General features: G+C 68.3%; 13 protein-coding genes and 1 pseudogene. 5 read left to right on the top strand and 9 right to left on the bottom strand.

Annotated elements, in window-relative coordinates:
• Positions 1–669 (bottom strand): DUF3239 domain-containing protein, encoded by a 669-nt coding sequence (locus ABZX86_RS16150; protein WP_355124146.1) that lies wholly within the window; start codon positions 667–669, stop codon positions 1–3.
• Between the two features lie 38 nt (positions 670–707).
• Positions 708–2,366 carry a DNA repair helicase XPB gene (locus tag ABZX86_RS16155; protein ID WP_327143536.1) on the bottom strand — a complete coding sequence of 553 codons (1,659 nt, stop codon included), beginning with the start codon at positions 2,364–2,366 and terminating at the stop codon, positions 708–710.
• A 184-nt stretch (positions 2,367–2,550) separates the two neighbouring features.
• On the opposite strand from ABZX86_RS16155, the gene ABZX86_RS16160 reads away from it, so the two are divergent.
• Positions 2,551–4,128, top strand: a complete 1,578-nt coding sequence (locus tag ABZX86_RS16160; protein WP_355124149.1) for a cellulase family glycosylhydrolase — start codon at positions 2,551–2,553, stop codon at positions 4,126–4,128.
• A gap of 307 nt (positions 4,129–4,435) precedes the next feature.
• Positions 4,436–4,966 carry a hypothetical protein gene (locus tag ABZX86_RS16165; protein WP_355124151.1) on the top strand — a complete coding sequence of 177 codons (531 nt, stop codon included), beginning with the start codon at positions 4,436–4,438 and terminating at the stop codon, positions 4,964–4,966.
• Positions 4,967–4,992: 26 nt separating this feature from the next.
• On the opposite strand, the gene ABZX86_RS16170 is transcribed toward ABZX86_RS16165, so the two are convergent.
• From ABZX86_RS16170 to ABZX86_RS16185, 4 genes are all read right to left on the bottom strand, one after another.
• On the bottom strand, positions 4,993–7,281 hold the full coding sequence (locus tag ABZX86_RS16170; protein WP_355124852.1) for a helicase-associated domain-containing protein: 2,289 nt from the start codon (positions 7,279–7,281) through the stop codon (positions 4,993–4,995).
• Between the two features lie 349 nt (positions 7,282–7,630).
• Complete coding sequence (locus ABZX86_RS16175; RefSeq protein ID WP_327143539.1) at positions 7,631–7,819, bottom strand: hypothetical protein; 189 nt, start codon at positions 7,817–7,819, stop codon at positions 7,631–7,633.
• A gap of 144 nt (positions 7,820–7,963) precedes the next feature.
• A complete protein-coding gene (locus ABZX86_RS16180) occupies positions 7,964–8,590 on the bottom strand; it encodes a resuscitation-promoting factor Rpf1 domain-containing protein (protein ID WP_327143540.1) in 627 nt (208 codons plus the stop codon).
• A gap of 460 nt (positions 8,591–9,050) precedes the next feature.
• Positions 9,051–9,281: a hypothetical protein gene (locus ABZX86_RS16185; protein ID WP_355124885.1), complete on the bottom strand. Its 231-nt coding sequence runs from the start codon at positions 9,279–9,281 to the stop codon at positions 9,051–9,053.
• Between the two features lie 183 nt (positions 9,282–9,464).
• On the opposite strand from ABZX86_RS16185, the gene ABZX86_RS16190 reads away from it, so the two are divergent.
• Positions 9,465–9,896: a cold-shock protein gene (locus ABZX86_RS16190; RefSeq protein ID WP_355124854.1), complete on the top strand. Its 432-nt coding sequence runs from the start codon at positions 9,465–9,467 to the stop codon at positions 9,894–9,896.
• Between the two features lie 111 nt (positions 9,897–10,007).
• Here the strand turns inward: ABZX86_RS16190 and ABZX86_RS16195 are convergent, their stop codons facing one another.
• The 3 genes from ABZX86_RS16195 to ABZX86_RS16205 all read right to left on the bottom strand — a co-directional run bounded on the left by ABZX86_RS16195 (position 10,008) and on the right by ABZX86_RS16205 (position 13,478).
• Positions 10,008–10,541, bottom strand: a complete 534-nt coding sequence (locus tag ABZX86_RS16195; RefSeq protein ID WP_355124153.1) for a DUF2771 domain-containing protein — start codon at positions 10,539–10,541, stop codon at positions 10,008–10,010.
• 16 nt (positions 10,542–10,557) lie between these two features.
• Positions 10,558–12,615, bottom strand: coding sequence for an MFS transporter (locus ABZX86_RS16200; protein WP_355124155.1), 2,058 nt, complete (start codon positions 12,613–12,615; stop codon positions 10,558–10,560).
• A 68-nt stretch (positions 12,616–12,683) separates the two neighbouring features.
• Positions 12,684–13,478: a glutaminyl-peptide cyclotransferase gene (locus ABZX86_RS16205; RefSeq protein ID WP_355124157.1), complete on the bottom strand. Its 795-nt coding sequence runs from the start codon at positions 13,476–13,478 to the stop codon at positions 12,684–12,686.
• A gap of 17 nt (positions 13,479–13,495) precedes the next feature.
• Here ABZX86_RS16205 and ABZX86_RS16210 point away from each other — a divergent pair.
• Together ABZX86_RS16210 and ABZX86_RS16215 are read left to right on the top strand one after the other, a co-directional pair.
• Positions 13,496–14,230, top strand: a pseudogene (locus ABZX86_RS16210) (DUF3027 domain-containing protein); the annotation flags it as partial.
• Positions 14,231–15,212: 982 nt separating this feature from the next.
• The gene (locus tag ABZX86_RS16215; protein WP_355124856.1) at positions 15,213–18,137 is read left to right on the top strand and encodes an ATP-binding protein; all 2,925 of its coding nucleotides are present in this window, start codon (positions 15,213–15,215) and stop codon (positions 18,135–18,137) included.
• Positions 18,138–18,357: the final 220 nt, after the last annotated feature.

Below are 18,357 nucleotides of genomic sequence, written 5' to 3' on the forward strand. Positions count from 1 at the left end.
CTAACCGCGTAGCTCGTCCGGAAGCTGTTGCGGATCCAGCAGCAGCCGTTTGGCGTCCACATCCCGCACCTTGTCCGCCAGATCCAGATTGTCGGTGAGCAATTCCCACTCGACCTCGCGAATCTCGCCGCGAGCCCGCTCGATGACATTGAGATCGCGTGTTCCCCAGGCAATCGGCATGGCGCTCACCGACTGCCACAGATCACCGACCGATCCCGGCGCGCGATCGATGCGCACGGTCACCGCGGGGACACGCTCACCCACGCGAATGCGATGCCCGGGCAGCGCGCGCACGGTGCGGGTGACCAGGGCGTAGCGCGGTCCGTCGGCATTCGGCTTGGCCAGATCCACCAGCGCCAGCAGGGTGGCGCCCGGACCATCGGTCTCGGACACCACCGCGGGCACGAGTTCGCCTGCCGCGTAAAGCTTGTCGACGCGGGCGCGATGCGGTGTCCACAGGCCGATGAACAGCGAGGTGGCCGCCCCGAGGACAAAGGCCACCGCCAGCAGATACGACCACGGATGGTTCACCCAGACCAGGAAGGCGGTGCCCAGGCCCAGCACGATGGCCGCGCCGATCCCGAGCACGCGCAACCGTCGCAACTGGGCGACGACTTCGTTGACCGCCCGGGCATGCTCACGGTCCACCGCGAATTCGAAGCGTCGCACGTGCGTTCTCTCCCACCTACCGGAGGTTATTCCTCCAGTTATCCTAACGTCGGCCCCAGCAGGTCGTCTGCATCGGTGATGCGATAGGCATACCCCTGCTCCGCCAGGAAACGCTGCCGGTGCGCGGCGTATTCGGCGTCCAGCGTGTCACGCGCGACCACGGAATAGAAGTGAGCCTGGCCGCCATCGTGTTTCGGCCGCAGCAGGCGCCCGAGCCGCTGGGCCTCCTCCTGCCGGGAACCGAAGGTGCCCGAAACCTGGACGGCCACAGACGCTTCCGGCAGGTCGATGGAGAAGTTGGCCACCTTGCTGACCACCAGCACCGGAATCTCCCCCTGCCGGAAGGCCTCGAACAGCGCCTCGCGCTCCTTGGTCCGGGTGGAGCCCTGGATGATCGGTGCGTTCAGGTGTTCGCCCAGCTCGTCCAGCTGATCCAGGTACGCGCCGATGACCAGCGTCGGGGACCCCCGGTGCTGAGCCAGAATCGATTCCACCACCGGAATCTTGGTGCGCGCGGTGGAGCACAGCTTGTAGCGCTCCTCCGGTTCGGCGGTGGCGTACGCCATCCGCTCGGCATCGGTGAGCGTCACCCGCACCTCGACACAGTCGGCCGGAGCGATCCAGCCCTGCGCCTCGATGTCCTTCCACGGGGCGTCGTAGCGCTTGGGACCTATGAGCGAGAACACATCTCCCTCGCGCCCGTCCTCGCGCACCAGGGTGGCCGTGAGGCCGAGCCGGCGACGCGATTGCAGATCCGCCGTCATGCGGAAGACCGGCGCGGGCAGCAGATGCACCTCGTCGTAGATGACCAGACCCCAGTCGCGGCTGTCGAACAGCTCCAGATGCCGGTATTCACCCTTCGTCTTGCGGGTGACCACCTGATACGTGGCAATGGTGACCGGCCGGATCTCCTTGCGCTCGCCCGAGTACTCGCCGATCTCGTCCTCGGTGAGCGAGGTGCGGGCCAGCAGCTCGCGCCGCCACTGCCGCCCGGCGACGGTATTGGTGACCAGAATCAGGGTGGTGGCCTTGGCTTTCGCCATGGCGGCCGCGCCGACCATGGTCTTGCCCGCGCCACACGGCAGCACGACCACGCCGGAGCCGCCCGCCCAGAACGAGTCGACGGCCATCTCCTGGTAGTCGCGCAAATGCCAGTGCCCGCCCTCGTAATCCAGGTCGATGGCGTGCGCCTCGCCGTCCACATAACCGGCCAGGTCCTCGGCGGGCCAGCCGATCTTCAGCAGCATCTGCTTGATCCGGCCGCGCTCGGACGGATGCACCACCACGGTGTCGTCATCGACGCGCGCGCCCAGCATGGGAGCGATCTTCTTGTGCCGGAGCACCTCCTCGAGCACCGCGCGATCCAGGCTCACCAGGGTCAGGCCGTGCACCGGGCTCTTCACCAGCTGCAGCCGCCCGTAGCGGCCCATGGTGTCGACAATGTCCACCAGCAGCGGCTGCGGCACGGCGTACCTGGAGTACTTGACCAGGGCGTCGACCACCTGCTCGGCGTCATGACCGGCCGCGCGGGCGTTCCACAGTGCCAGCGGAGTGATGCGGTAGGTGTGCACATGCTCCGGTGCGCGCTCCAGCTCCGCGAACGGCGCGATGGACTGCCGGGCCGCGTTCGCGGCCTCGTGATCGACCTCGAGCAGCAGTGTCTTGTCGCTTTGAACGATGAGCGGTCCGTCGGTCACGGCACCTCCTGGCTTGTCGGGCCCGATCGGGCCGTTGTCCATTGTCCCTGATGGCACCGACAGCGCTGCGGCCGCCAATTCCGTGAAAACGGTCAAGCCCCGAGTTCCGGTGGCTACGATCACTCGAACTTGGGCGACTGTCCAACTATTTCTTGTTATTCCGAAAGCTGAATCAGAGGTGCCGATGCGCAGGGGAGTACGGGGCAGACGATGGACGGCGAGCCTGGTGGCGGTGGTGTTGGGGGGCGCGCTGCTGGTCACGACGCCGAGCGCGCAGGCCGCGCCGATCGATTCGATACACACCGACGGCACCGCGTTCGTCGATGATTCCGGGCGCGTCGTGGTGCTGCACGGCGTGAACAATGTGGACAAGGAGCCGCCCTATATCGAGCCGGGGGACGGGTTCACCCTCACCGCCGACGATGCGGCGCTGCTGGCGGGGCACGGCTTCGATACCGTTCGGCTCGGCGTCTCCTTCGATGGGCTCATGCCCACCAGGGGCGTCGTCGACACCGCGTATCTGGACCGTGTCGCCGGTGTGGTGGATACGTTGGCGCAGTACGGGATTCACACGCTGCTCGACAACCATCAGGACGGCCTCTCGAAGATCTGGGGCGGCAACGGTTTTCCCGAATGGGCGCTGCAATCGCGGCCCGGACCGCTGGAACCGAACCTCGGCTTCCCGCTCTACTACCTCGAACCCAGCATGAACAAGGGCTGGGATGAGGTGTGGAACAACAGCAATGGCGTTCTCGACTATCTGGGCCAGGCGCTCGGCGCACTGGCCGCCCGGGTGGACGGCCATGCCGGCGTGCTCGGCTTCGAGCTGCTGAACGAACCGTGGCCCGGTTCGGCTTTCCTGTCCTGCTATCCCAACGGCTGCCCGGGCTTCGACGTGAAATACCAAGCGGCCATGCAGAAGCTGACCGATGCGGTGCGGGCGCGCAATACCGGGACCATGGTGTTCTGGGAGCCCAATGTGACCTGGAACGAGACCATGCCGACCAATCTCGGCAAGAATCCGCCGATCACCGCGCCCGATATCGCCTTCGCGCCGCACGATTACTGCATTCCCAGTCAGCTCGCCATCTATCTGAATCTGCCGGCCTTCCTGAAGGGTCTGTGCCCGCCGCAGCAGGACAAGACCTGGGGCAATATCGACTCCTTCACCGCGCGTACGCATATGCCCACCCTGGTCACCGAATTCGGCGACGGCGACCCGACGGTGCTGAGCAATACCGTGTCGCGGGCCGATGACCGGTTCATCAGCTGGCAGTACTGGCACTACTCCTCCAGTTTCGGCGCGGGCGGTCCGCGACCGGATCCCTTCCTCGGCCCGATCGGGCAGCAATTGGTCCGCACCTATCCGCAGGCCACCGCGGGCACGCCCGGGCGGATGATCTTCGATCCGGCCACCGGTGATTTCGCCTACCGGTACACCCCGCGCCCCGGGCCGAAGCCGACCGAGATCTATGTCTCCGATGTGCATTACCCGGGCGGATATCAGGCCCGGGTGGACGGTGGCACCATTACGTCACCGCCGGGTGCGCGCGTGGTGACCGTGGAGGCGAATTCGTCATTGCCGGTCACCGTCTATATCAATCGGCCCGGTTCGAAGGGCGCCACCGTGCCCACCGGTCCGATCAGCACCGGTTCCGCCGGTTCGGGTTCCTCGGGGCTGTCGTCGGATTCGGGTTCGGGATCGGGCTCGTCGGGTTCCGGATCGGGGACGGGGTCCGGCGGATCAGGATCAGTGGGATGACGCCGCGATTTATCCACCGGAGTGTGTAACGATCCATGGGTGTCTCACGACACATGACGAGGCGCGAGCACCTGGACATGCGCCCAAATCGAGAGGGAATCATGGCGTTTTACGGAATCGGGCTGTTCACCAGCCTCCTCCCCAGCATTCTCAACTACTCGCTGCTGGCCATGCGCGGCCTGCATATGTACTGATACCCGCTTACCTCTTGAAAGCCCGCTGCGCTGATGCGGCCGCCGCGGGCCCAAAGGTATCCTCACCGCGTTCACGGCAGCCGTGAACTGTTCGGTGAGAAAGGTTTTCACAGGTGAAGTTCACAGGGACGAGACCGCTGCTGCGCCTCGTACTGGCTCTCATGGCCCTGGCCGTGGCCGCACTGGCCGTGACCGGGTGTTCGATGATCAAGGACGCCAGCAAGTCCGATACCGCCAAATCCAAGGTCGGCGACTGTATCAACGTGATCTCGGGGTCGATGGTGGACTCCAAGACCGAGCCGGTCGACTGCTCCTCCGATAAAGCCGTCTACAAGGTCGCACAGGTCTACGACAAGAAGACCGACTGCAAAGACGAGCAGACCTCCTATGAGGAGACCCAGAACGGCGGCACCACCGCCTTCCTGTGCCTGACGCCCAACTTCAAAGAGGGCGCCTGCTACAACGAAAGTTCCACCACCGGATACAAAGCCGTGGATTGCACCGCGCCCGAAGCCTCTTTCAAGGTGACCAAGCGCATCGACGGTCAGGCCGATGAATTCCAGTGCGATGCGAGCACCTCGATCGGATTCCGGACCGTTTCGGATCCGAAGACCACGTTCTGCCTGGGAAATCCCAAGGGTTAAAACAACTCTCGAATCCCGGCAGTTCGCTAGTCGACCAGTGCGACCGACGCGATCCGGTGCAGTGTGAAGTGCCGGATCGCGCCGGTGACCGGATCCAGCGCGTCCAGCTGACCGCCGCCCACCTTCAGGGGTTCGATCACCCGCTGTGAGGCCACCCCGGAGGCGTCCACATAGCCGATGTGTACCGAACGCCTTGTACGCGCGGCCAATTGGAGCAGATTGATGGTGGCGGTGGTGGTGGTCCGGCTGCCGTCGGAGCGAACCGTCTGACTGGAGCGGGTATGCGCGGCACGCTCGCCCGCGCGTAGTTCCGAGACCAAAGCCTGAAGTTGTTCCGGGCTGGGCGGATTCGGCCGCCAACCGGGTTTGTGATTATTGCGGGACGCGATGCGGGCGCCGCGCGGCCGCAGATCCACGATCGCACCCGACGAATCCTCGCCCGCCGGACTGAAACCCGCGGCCCGCAGCTTCTCCAGTACCTCGCCGAGCGGGGCCTGGGAGATCGCGACCGTCGGCGCCACCGCCCGCAGCGCCAGCAGACCCGAGACCGGTGCGGCCAGCACCTCCGCCAGCAGGGCCGGATCCTCGCTGCGCACAAACGATTGCGCCATGCCCGCCCGCAAACGGCCGTGGCGGCGGGCCACATCGTCGATGAGATAGGTCAGCGACTGCGGCACCGGCGTGCGGGAGTGCGCGGTGAACAGATTGTGCAGTTCCGCGGCCGTCGCACCCGCGTCCAGGGCGCGGCGCACCGAGGTATCGCTGAGGCGGTACACCGTTGCGGCGCCGGCCGATTCGACATCGGCGACCAGCGATACCCGATCCTGCAGTTCGGGTGTCAGCGGTCCGGGCGCGATGATCGTCAGATCCGCCTGCACCAGTACGTGATCCACCGGTTCCGGCAGGGCCGCCGCCATCTCCGATTCGGCGTCCTCCGGGCGGCCGTGCAGCAGCGCCCGGCCCGCGGACGTCACCGCACCGCGCGCCACCAGACCCAGCGTCTCCGCCTCGGCGAGCGTGCGTTCCACCGATTCCAGCCGGTAGTGCCGCCGCCAGCGCGGCTGCCGCCAGGCCAGGGCGCGGCCCAGATCCGGGGCCGTCACCGCATTGCCGGCCGGATACTCGGCCAGCAGGCCCAGGATGGCGCGGCGGTCGCGAATGGCGTGCACATTGCGCAGCTCCGCCGAAAGTGCCGCCAGCGGTTTGTCATTGGCGTCGCGCAGCCCGATCATCCACGGGAAGCGGTCCAGATCCAGCCAGGCCTGTGCCAGCACCACCCAGCGGCGCGACGGGACCACGGCCAGCCAGGCGTCGGCGGTGGTGGTGGGCGCCCAGAAATCCTCGGTGCCGTCATCGGCGAGCGGTTCGGGGGAACCCTTGTCCAGCAGCCGGGCCGCCGCGAGCACCTCCGCGATCAGGCCGATCCGGGCCTCGTCGATACCGGTCTGCTTGACGATCCGGCGGATCTCCCGCACACCCAGCCCGCCCGAGCGCAAGGCGGGTGCGGGCGCCTGGCCGAGGACATCGAGCACGGAAGCGCTGTGCCGCAGCAGTTCTCCGACCTCACCCGCCGCCGCGGCATTCACATCGGTGGTGCCCTGCTTGCGCAGCGCCGGCTGCGGGGCGGTCAGCACATGCGGATCGGTGACCGGCTCATCGCGCAGCAGCTGGCCGACGGAGATCGGCAGATCCACCGTCTCCTCGTCGATCCAGTTCAGCAGGCGCAGCGCCAGCAGCCGCTGCACCGGACGATCCTCCGGCGTGCCGGGCGCCGCATCGCGGGTGCGGCCGCGCGGGCCGGTGGCGGCCAGCTTGTCCAGCAGGCCCCGCTCCTGCGGCGAGAGTCCGATGAGGGCGGCGGTGATCTCGGGTTCGGTGAGCGCGTCCGGCAGCTCCGTGGCGCTGCCCAGCGGCCACGGCAGCGCCTCCTGGGCGGAGGGCGTCAGATGCAGGCCCGCGTCGGAACCCCAGACGAGGGCGCGGCCGAGTAGTCGGGCCACCGACGCGTCGAGGGCGGCGGCGGGCACCCGATCGCCGAGCAGGGTGCGGAGTTTCGCGCGCGGCAGTGGATTCGGGCTGCGCTGATCGGCGGCGCCCTGCAGTACCAGAGTTTCGATGACCGCGAAATCGAGCGTGTCCAACTCGTCGGTGGCGCGCAGCACCGAGGCGCGCTGTTCGGTGCGGGCGGCCAGCACGGCCATCGAAGCGGGCAGCGGCACAGCCAGATCCGGCCGCAGCTGCAGCAGCGCCACGAGTTCGGCGTCGGTGTGGGCGGCCAGCCATTCGGCGAGCGTCGCCGGGGGAGCGGCCTTCACGGCCCGGCTCTTGCGAGGCTTCGCCGTGGTGCTGGTGCGCGGCTTTGCTGCGGAGTCGGTGGGCGGCTTCGCAGCGGTGTCGGTGCGCAGCTTCGCCGCGGCATCGTCGGGCGCGGTCTCGGACGCCTTTGCGGCAGCGCCGTTCTCGGCGGGATTGGCGGTATCGGTCACTTCACCCGATCCAGGCGGACGACGGCGGCGCGTGCGCGGCGGGAAAGGCCGCGAGCACGGCGAGAGGGCGGTGTGAGGCGCGGTGCAGCAGCCGCCGCCGCGACCGGAGTCGCATGCGCGGCGGCCGCCGGAAAGCGAGCCGCGCCGTTCACCGCATGGTTATCGGTTGGGAGGCGGATCAGCGGTTGATGACCGTGTGCGGGTGCACGTAGGGCAGCTGATCGGCGGGAAGCGGGAACTCGGTCTCGTCGCCGTACGGCGAAAGGCCGCCAGAGCGAGTCGAAGAGAGTTCGGTGACCGCGTGATCGCCATTGGCCGTCTCCGGCCAGCCATTGTCGACGTAGGGCTTCTTCGATTTGTTCACCACGCGCCCATTCTGGCATGAGCCCCCGCAGCACGCCCCGTCCGGCACCCGGATGTTTGCTCGAATCACAGCGCCGCGGCAGCAACAACGACAAACGCCCCGCATCGACACTGATGCGGGGCGTATGTGCGCGAACGGGGGAGTGGCTCAGTTGGGGAGCAGACCCTTGTTCGCCTGGAAGAAGTTCACGATGGACGGATCGAGCTGAGTGTTGTTGGCCTTGCTCACATTCAGGAAGTCGAGCACCGGCTGCGGGACCTGGATGCCCTGCTGCTCGACAACCTGCACGGCGCGATCGACAGCCTGGTAGACCTGCTGGCTGCCGTCTGCGGCCTGCTGTGCGGGCGCCTGGCCCGGATTCCAGCGCGGCGCGTCCTGCGAGGCGACGGCGGGACGGTCGCTGGCCTGGCTGTGGAGGCCGAGGCTCGAGGAGCAGGAGGGCCATGCGCCCCAGCCCTGCGTGGCGAGCACCTTCTCGGCGACGGTGATCTGCTGCTCGCGGGTGGCCTGGTTGGCGCTGGGGGCGTATTCGCCACCGCCGTGCGCGGTCCAGGTGCTCGGCGAGAACTGCAGTCCGCCCTGGAAACCGTTGCCGGTGTTGATGCCCCAGTTACCGCCAGCTTCGCACTGAGCGAGCTTGTCCCAGTCGGAGTCGGGTGCCGCGCTGGCGTTACCGGCCAGGGCCACACCGGCTCCACCGAGGGCGATGCCCGTCAGGGCGACCTTGGCGACCGTGCGACCGGTGTTACTCGGCTTGCGATGGCGTCCACTCATGTTCGGGTTTTCCTCTCGTACGCACTTGCGGGACCGACTACCGGCGACGAACTGAGAGGTCGTCCGTTCCGGCGCGCTAGTGCGCGCTGTCCTCGCCCTCACCCCTGATTCCAGTTGGGGGTCCGTGCCCGCGGGGTGAGGTTTTGTGCGGCGGGCCGGTGGCGCCGGGCTGACCCGACTGGAAGGGAACACTACGACGATCGCCGTGAAAAGTCTCCATTTGGTAACCGCCGTGTCTGTCCGGGTCACTATCCGGCGCAAGGGGTTCCGCATATCGTCTGCGCAGGTGATCGCGGTGAGTCTCACTTTGTAGCGGTCCGTTGCACGTCTGTGACCGTTCCGTTATGTGACCAGGATCACACGCATAGTTGGGTAACGAACGGGGCAATCGGTCGTGTCGCGGCACCCGTGTCGCGCACCCGTGTCGCGCACCCGTGCGTCAGTACGCGCGGCAGCGCGGTCAGCGCGCGCGGCGGCCCGACCACAGGGCGAACACGATCGCCAGCAGGAAACCGAGGGGCGCCGCCATGGCGAGCAGATACAGCCACAGCCCCGGCTTGGAATCGGACAGCAGGCCGACGCCGAAGATTGCCACAATTGCCAGCAATCCCACCGCGAACAAAGCCATGGCGAAATACAGCAGCCAGCTTCCGGACCTGCGCGGAGCCTGCTTCGAGGAAGAGTCGGACACGTGAAGACCGTAAAACTGAGGTGCCCGGCCTATTCACACCGGGGTAGACTCATAGAGCATCGCGTCCTGCCATAGCTGTGGGGCGCGTTTTTTCGCAGATCCGACAGGTTGCGGACGATTCGGTCCGTTGATCAAGACTGTGCCCGGCGTGCCCGGGCATCGAATGACGAACAGGTGAGCGCAGTGCCGACCGGCAAGGTGAAGTGGTACGACGTCGAAAAGGGCTTCGGCTTCCTTTCCCAGGATGAGGGTGAGGACGTCTATGTTCGATCGTCGGCGTTGCCCGAGGGCGTCGACGCGCTCAAGCCCGGGCAGCGGGTCGAATTCGGAATGGCGGCGGGTCGTCGCGGTCCCCAGGCGCTGAGCCTCAAACTGCTCGAAACCCCCACGGTCCGTGGGCCGGAGCGTGAGCGCGGCGAACGTCGCGGGCGCGGCGGCGAGGCCCCGATCAACCGCAAGACCACCGATGAGCTGCACGGCCTCATCGAGGACATGATCACGCTCCTCGACACCAAGGTGCAGCCCGATCTGCGGGTCGGCCGGTATCCCGACCGCAAACTCGCCCAGCGCATCGCCGAGGTGGTGCGCGGCGTCGCGCGGGAGCTCGACCACTAGGTCGAGGACCGAAGCGCCGGTAGGCCGAAGACCGAAAAGCCGACGGGCCCCGATGAGCTGCTGCTCATCGGGGCCCGCTGCATTTCAGAAGTGTGTGGGCGGCACCGGTTTTCAGGCGGCGGTGTGGATCGCCCAGCGCGCGGAGGTGACGTAGCCCTCCTGGCCGTTCTCGTCCCGGGCCGGAATGGGCAGCTGCAGTTCGATACCCGTCAATTGCAAGCGCGGGTCCGTCGGTGTCGGCACGGTGATGGCGCGGGCGTCCTGCGGGAAATCGCGATGCGTGGCCAGGCGCTGGGCGTCCTGTCCGCCGGGCAACTGGTACACCAGCACCATCTGCCAGGGCGCGTCCGCGATCTCCTTGGGCAGCGACAATTGCAGCGGATAACCGGCCGGCACAGTCAGTTCCGCGATGTGCTGGCTGTTATCGCAATTGCGCAGGTCGAGTTTGTTGTCCTCGATATGGACGTCGCAGTACAGGTACGGCGTCACGCTCACCGTCTTACCGTGCGCATAGGCGGTGATCTGCGGCTGCGGCTTGTCGGTATTGCGCGCCAGCGCCACGATGACGGCGATATAGGCCACCCCTACCGCGAGCAGGGTCGCTGCCAGCAGAGCGACGATCGTGCGGGTGCTGGGTTTGCTCACCGTTGGTTTCCTGTCCTCACGGGGTGGGCTCCGCGGTGCCGTGAGCACCGGGAATCTCCTGCTGCGCGTGCTGCGGTCGGTTGCCGCCCAAACCGGGCAGCAGCGAATGACCACGGTAGCTGACCACCGTTTGGGCCAGCCCCAGCGCCATGACCGCCGTGACCGCAGCGAAACCGATCCACCAGTCGGTCGGCAGCAGGACGCCCATCGAACCGCCGATCACCCAGGACAGCTGCAGGACCGTTTCGGAGCGGCCGAAGCCCGAGGCGATGGATTCGGCGGGGAGGTCGTCCTGGATGGAGGCGTCCAGTGACACCTTCGCCAATGCGCTTGCGCCCGAGGCCACCACGGTCGCGATGGCCGCGCCCATCAGGCTGTCCAGGAATGCCGCCATCGCACCCGCCGCGACGCAGGCGAGGGTGCAGACCAGGACGAGCTGGGTCGGGCGGCCCAGCTTCATGCGGGCGCCCGTGGCATTGCCTGCGAAGTTGCCGATGGCCGCACTCGCGCCGACGATGCCGAGCATGACGCCCAGTTGGGCCGGCCGGTGCTCGGTGGATTTGGCGACGAAAGGCACGTAGAAGGTAAGGAATCCGGTCAGTACTCGGACCGTGCCATTGCCCCACAGGCCCGTGACCACGGCCCGGCCCAGTGGCTGGCGGCGGCGGCTCGCCTGTACCTCTGCGGCATGTTTGGCGTCCAGGACCTCGGTGTGCGAATCATCGCCGTGATAGGTGATAGTTGCCGGAACTTCGCCCTCGGTGACTTCCACCCACGACGGAATCTTCAGGCTCAGATAGCAACCCGCGCCGGCCAGCACCGCGGCAAAGGCCAGCGCGCCCGCCGAATGCGCGACGAAAGCGATGAGACCCGCGATGGCGCCGGCCCCGAGGGTGCCGCCGACCAGGCCGAAGACGGTGAGCCGGGAGTTGGTGCGCACCAGGTCGATTCCCGGCGGCAGTACGCGTGGCGTCACCGCACTTTTCAGCACCGAGAACGACTTACTGAGAATCATCATGCACAACGCGAGTGGATAGAGCGGCCAGCCGCTCACGTTGAAGATCAACAGGATGGCCACCAGCACACGCACAGCGAATGAACCGGCCAGTGCGAGCCGGCGGCCCCGCTGCAAGCGATCCAGCGCCGGGCCGATCAGCGGTGCGATCACCGCGAACGGGGCAATGGTGATCAGCAGATACAGCGCGACCTTGGTCTTGGATTCCGCGGTGGCACTGGCGAAGAACAGCGTGTTCGCCAGCGCCACCGCGACCGCGGCATCCGTCGCGAAATTGGCCATGGTGGCGTAAACCAGTGCGGTCAGACCGGATTCCTCCGCGCCGTCGGCCTTGGCCGCGCGCTGGAAGGTCGCGAAACCGCGCTCGGTGAGCTCCCGGCTGCGCCGCACCGCCACCCGGGTGACGGTCAGCTTCTTCGGTGGGTTGTGCAGGCCCGGAGTCGATTCGCCATCGTGCTCCGCACCCGGATCATGCGAATGTGTCAGCGGGCGCGTCGTTTCCGGATTGCCGGTATGCCCTGCGGACTTCTCGTACGGAGTGGGCGGCGCTGCCTCGGGCCGCGCGATCGCGTGCGGATCGGAGAGCTCGGGTCGCGGGGCGCCGGAACGTGCGGGCGGCGGTGTGCCGTGGCGGGCTCGCTGCGGGGCGTCCGCGGGCGTGGGCGGGGGTGTGTCGTACCGGGCGGTCGGCGGGGCCGGGCGCGGTCCGGCGGCTTCGGATGGGGGCGGGCCGTGGAACTCGGTGGTCGGCGCGCTCAGCGGCCCGGAGAGGTGGTCCGAGGACACCGGACGGGTGGGCGGAGCGTCCGGGCGGCGTCGCCGGGACCAGCGCGAAGTGCGGCTCGGCTCTTGCCCTTCCGCGGCGTGCGGCGGGTCCACGGGATGCGCGGGCTGGTGCCCGGCCAGGAACTCCGGTACCTCCGGCTCCCTGCCCCGGCCCTTGGGCGACGGGGTGTTCGCCGGCGGATACCGGTCGAATCCCGGATGCCGTTCGATGAGCGGAGACTCCTCGTCCCACCACCGACCGGAGTCGGCGCCTGAGTCCCGGGGAGTTGTCACGCCCCCAATTCTTGCAGTGTCGGAGAACAGCGGCTCCACTACCGCAGGTGTGCGGCGCCACATTCCCCTCACGCGGGGACGAAGCGGACCTCGAAGGTGTACGGCCATTTCTTGCCGGTCAGCAGGAAATGGTCGGTGCCGGGGAGGTGGGTGATGCCGTTGAGGACGTCGGTGTCGGGGGTGCGGGAGCCCTTGGGGAGGAGGCCGGAGGCGTCGATAACACCCAGTACAGCGCCGGTTTCGGGGTTGATGTGCAGGATGGTGTCGGTCGGCCAGGCGTTGGCGTAGACGGAACCGTCGGGGGCGCAATCCAGTTCGTTGAGACGAGTGCCCGTGCGGCTGGTGAGGCTGATCGTCCCGGTGGGGGCGAAGGTCTGCGGGTCGCGGAAGGTGAGGGTGCTCGAACCATTGCTCATGAGAATTCGGTTGTCGCGGGTGCACAGGCCCCAGCCCTCGCCGTCGAAACCGGTGCGGCGCAGCTCGGTCAGGGTTTCCGGATCGCGGGCGATGGCGATGTGGTCCTGATAGGTGATTTGCCAGAGCACGTTTCCGGCACGGGTGATGCCCTCGCCGAACAGGGGGGCCGGTAGGTCGGCGCGGGCCAGCTCGCTGCCGTCGGACAGCTTGCTCGCGCGGACGAAGGACTGTCCGGAAAGTCCGGTGCTCTCGTAGAGCGTGTCGCCGTCCGCCTCCAGGCCCTCGGTGAAGGCGGCGGTGTCGTGCGCGCGCGTCGCGACGACTTCGACACGCAGCTGCGGCGTGTCGTCCGGGCTGCTGCAGGCGGACATTGCGGCGGCCAGGCACACGACGGTGGACAGTGCAAGGGGGACGGCCGCTACCGGTGCACGGCGTTTGCGCTCCATACGGCAAAATGTAGGGCGTGAGCGCGGTTGGAGTTTCGGAGTCCGTTGTACGGCCGATCCTGGCGGAGGCGGTCGACCTGGCTCGCCGTGCGCTCTTGGAGTTGGAGCCGTTCGGCGTCGGCAAGCATCTGGGCGTGACCACTGAGGACGATTCGGCGGCCACCCATCACTTCGAGGCCACCCTGCCGGGCTATCGGGGCTGGCAGTGGGCGGTGGTCGTCGCCGCCCCACCCGAGGCCACCCATGTCACGGTGAGCGAATCGGCGCTGCTACCCGGTCCGGACGCGCTCGTCGCGCCCGACTTCCTGCCGTGGGATCAGCGCATTCGCCCCGGCGATCTGGGACCCGGCGACCTGCTGGCCCCGCTGCAGGACGATCCGCGCCTGGTGCCCGGGTATCTGATCACCGGCGATCCGGTCGTCGACGAGGTCGCGCTCGAACTCGGTCTGGGCCGCAGCCGGGTGCTGAGCCGCGAAGGCCGGGAGGACGCGGCCGACCGCTGGTTCTCCGAATTCGGACCCGATACCGATATGGCCCGGGCGGCGCCCGCCGCCTGCGGTGTCTGTGGCTTCTTCGTGCCGCTGGCCGGGGCCCTGCGCGCCGGATTCGGCGTCTGCGCCAATGCCATGGGCGCGGACGGGCATGTGGTGCACCGCGAATACGGTTGCGGTGCGCACTCGGACACCGAACTCCCCACGGGCGCCGGATCCCCGGCCTTCGAGGCCTATGACGACGCCGCGTTCGATATCGTTCCCGAATCGGAATTCCGTACCCGGGAGCAGCTCGCAGCCATCGAAAGTGCTTCCCGCGAAACCGAATCCGCAGCCGAGAGTAATGAAACGTCCACGGCCGACACGAATGTCGGGCTCGTGGCTGATGCGGAAGTCGAGCTCGTGACTGATGTGAACGACGAATCCACTGTCGACGCCAATGGCGAGCCGGTGTCCGAGGTGGGTATCGAGCCTGCGACCGCGGTGAGCATTCCGCCCGGGACCGAGGCGGGCGCCGAGTACGCCGCCGAGGTGAGCATCGAGCCCGCGGCCGATCCGGGCGATACGCCGGCCGGTGTCGGAACAGCGTTGAATGATGTTGACGCCGAAGGTGATTCGGCGGGCTACGAGGGCGATGCGGCCGATATCGCCGATGCCGGGGCCGTCGATGTCGTCGCGGACTCCGTCTCCGTGGCCGTTGATGTGAACGCCGACGCGGTACCGGTCGAGTCGGGCGAAGCGGCCGCTCCGGCGGATGCTCCCTTCACCCTCTTCGAGGTGGCAGATCCCGATGCGGAGGTCGATGACGCCTGGGGTGTCAGCGCAGTCCGCGTCGACTCCGAACCCGGTGCGGCACAGCCGGGCGACGCCGGAGCGCCGGAGACCCGCTGAGCCTCGCGGCCGAGATTTCGGACGCGGGCACCATGAGGTGGGCGGGCCTGTCCGCCCACCCGGGGACTGTCGTGCGACCACACGCCGAGCCGCTGCTCGCCGTGCTCGGAAGGCTCGAAAAGTCCCTGCGCGCGTGGTGTTCCGAGTCCGGGCCCGGCTGCCGGTGCGGGAAATCGTGCGGTAGGGACGCGATCGTCGGTTCTCGGACAACGCGCCTATTGTGTGCTGTTCGCGTGCGGTATACGGACGGCGGTGCACGCCGTGCCGGTGTTGATGAGTGGAAGGGGTGCGTGGGTTGAACGGCGGTCTGGGAGTGGGGGATCCGTTCGATACCGCGGCGCTGCGGGCGGGGGTGGTCGCGGCGTGGCGAGGGTCGCCCACCCGGTTGCGGGAGGATGCGGCCACCGAGGCGGATCTGGTGCGGTCCGGATATCGCGACCGGCTGCTGACGGAATTGGCGCAGAATGCGGCGGATGCCGCGGCCAAGGCCGGTGTGGCCGGGCGGATCGCGGTGTGGCTCGAGGGGCGTGCGCTGCATATCGCGAATACCGGTGTGGAGCTGGATATTTCGGGTGTGCACGCGCTGACGGCGCTGCGTGCGTCCGCGAAGGGCAGCGCCGACGCCTCCGTGGGACGGTTCGGCGTGGGGTTCACCGCGGTGCTGGCGGTGGCGGATGAGATCGAATTCCGTTCCCGCGGTGGATCGGTGCGATTCTCACGGGCCGAGACGCGTGCACTGCTCGGGACGGAGGGGATCGCGATCCCCGATGTCGAAGGCGAATTCGCGCCGCCCGCACTGCGGCTGGCGTGGCCGATCGAGGAGCGACCGGTCGACGGATTCGACAGTGAGGTCGTGCTCACGCTGCGGGCGGACATCGACACCGTCGGACTGCTCACGGCCATGCGGGCGGAGGCGGTGGATCTGCTGCTGGAACTGCCTGCACTGCATCACATTCGAATCGGTGACCAGGAAATATCCAGTGCGGTAACCGAACTCGAGAACGGTATTCAGGAAGTCCGCATCGCCGGCCCCGAGGCCGAGGACCGCCGCTGGTGGCAGTACCGGACCGAGCATGCCCGCTGGCTGCTGCCGGTGCGGGGCGGCCGCCCGGTCGTGACCGCCCCCGATGTGCTGCGCGCGCCCACCCGGTCGGACGAGGAGCTGTCGCTGCCGGCGCTGCTCATCGCCGATATCGCCATGCAGCCGGACCGCCGCCGCCTGCTGCCCGGCGCCCGCATCGCCGACCTGGCCGCCGGCTACGCGGATTTCGCCCGCGCCCTGCCGCCGATCGACCGCCTCGTGCTGGTGCCCGCACCGGCCTTCGCCCGCAGCGAGGCCGACAGCCTGCTGCGCGAGGCCCTGGTCGCCGAACTCCGCGAACATCCTTGGCTCCCGGTCCTGAGCACCTCGGACGAAGCGCCGGCCACCGACCCCGTTCTCGCCGCCGACCTGGCCCTCGCGGCGGATCCCGCGCACGAGTCCGGCGGTGCCGCCGAAGCCGCACCCGACGCCGGCCGCTCGAGTGATTCGGACGATCTGCTCGACGACGACCGGCTGTTCGGTGCGGCGCGTAACGGGGCCGGATCCGCGGTGCGGACCGCCTTCTCGATCGAGCGGCCCAGCCGGGTGAGTGTGTTCACCGGCGTCACAACGGAATTGGCGGCACTGCTCACCGAAATCGTGGGACCGCTGGTGATTCCGGAGTTGTCCGGGCGCGCGGGTTCCGATGCCCTGGCCGCGCTGGATGTGCATCGGCTCGGGCTGGCTCGGATAGCGGAGTTGTCGAGCAGCCTGGAACGCGCACCGCAGTGGTGGTATTCGCTGTACGACGCCCTGGAGCCGTTCGTCCTCGATCCACTGTCGGTGGAGGAGCTGGGCGCCCTCGCGGTGCCGCTGGCCGACGGCCGGGTGGTGACCGGTCCGCGCACGGTCGTGCTGGACGATCAGCTGCGCTCGCCGATTCCGGTGCACTGGGCGCGGCTGGCCCATCCGGAGGCCGCACACGAGCTGCTGGGGCGGCTGGGAGCGCGCGCTGCCACACCGGAGGACCTGCTGAACGATCCGGCGCTGCAGGCGCAGCTGGAGGACGATCCGAGCGATCCCGATACCGTCGAGGCGGTACTGGGGCTGGCCGCGTATGCGGTATCCGTGCCGGGCGCGCTGCCGTCCTGGCTCGGTTCGCTCGAATTGCCGGACAGCACGGGCGAATTGCAGCCCGCCGACGAGCTGCTGCTCCCGGGCGCACCGCTGGGCCCGCTCCTGGACGCGGAGTCGCCCCTGGGCACCGTCGCCGCGGCGGAGGTCGAGAGGTACGGCCCGGAAGCCTTGCGCGCCATCGGCGTCGGCTGGAGTTTCACCGTGGTCACAGAATCGGATCCGACGGGCCCGGACCACCATCTCGACGACGAGGAGTCCTGGTGGGACCGCCTCGCCGATGATCCGCGCGAGCTGCGCGCCGTTCGCGACCTCGATCTGGTCGACGACGACAAATGGCCGGAAGCCTTGCAGCTCTTGCTGTCCGACGAGAACACCCGCCCGCTGCTCGGCGACCGTGACGGCTACACCGCATGGTGGTTGCGCCGGCACGCGCATATCGACGGCATCGCGCTCGGCCGTATGCGGCATCCCGACGATACGACCTTCGACGGTCTGCTCCCGGTGATCCCCGGCTTCGGCGCCCACGACCTGCGGGTGCTGCGCGCGGTCCTGGCCGATCCGGAGGTGATGTCCGCCGAGCTGGCCGAGGAACTCATGGACGCACTGCAGGATCCCACGAGAATCCCTGTCCCCGAGGCGATTTCGGAAACCCATCGCCGACTGGCCGAGGGTCTCGCCGACGGCGTCCTGGAGGTGGCGGATCTGGATCCGCCCGACCGGGTTCGTGCCCTGACCGGTGCGGTCATCGATGCCGCCGACGCCCTGGTGCTGGATCAGCCGTGGTTCGGCCCCGCGCTGCCCGCGGACCGCCTGATCGTCGGCGATATCGACACCGCCCCCTCCCTCGCGGCGCTGCTCGACCTGCCCCTGGCCTCGCAGGCGGTCACCGCCGAGGTGCTCGGCGACGGCCGCCGCACGACCTGGTCCGCCGATCCGCTCGGCGTCCTGCTCCGCCTGCAATTCGGATTCCCCGCGCGTACAGGCGAACTCGTCATCCACGACGAGCTCCGAGTCCGCCTTACGGGCGCGGTCGACGCCACCGTCGCCGTCGCCTGGTGGCAGGACGGCGACGTCACCCACGTCCAAGCGCACCCACACATCGCGCTACCGCACAACTGACCCGCCGTCCCGGCACCGCCACCCCGTCGTCCCGGCATGCTTTTGGCCGGGATCCATGGTGAATCAATGGGTTCCGGTGGATCCCGGCCAAAAGCGCGCCGGGATGACGGGTGGTTTGTGCTGCCGGGGCGACGGGTGGTCTGCCGCGCGGGGAGCACACCGAAATGTGTTCGGCGCGGGCATCCCTCGGGATGCTCGCGCCGAACGTGTTGGTATTGCG

Source organism: Nocardia sp. NPDC006630 (assembly GCF_040611495.1).
Classification (GTDB): domain Bacteria; phylum Actinomycetota; class Actinomycetes; order Mycobacteriales; family Mycobacteriaceae; genus Nocardia.

Coding starts and splice junctions, on each gene's coding strand:
- ABZX86_RS16205 (WP_355124157.1), bottom strand. CDS start 13,478: ATGGAGCGCAAACGCCGTGCACCGGTAGCGGCCGTCCCCCTTGCACTG.
- ABZX86_RS16160 (WP_355124149.1), top strand. CDS start 2,551: ATGCGCAGGGGAGTACGGGGCAGACGATGGACGGCGAGCCTGGTGGCG.
- ABZX86_RS16180 (WP_327143540.1), bottom strand. CDS start 8,590: ATGAGTGGACGCCATCGCAAGCCGAGTAACACCGGTCGCACGGTCGCC.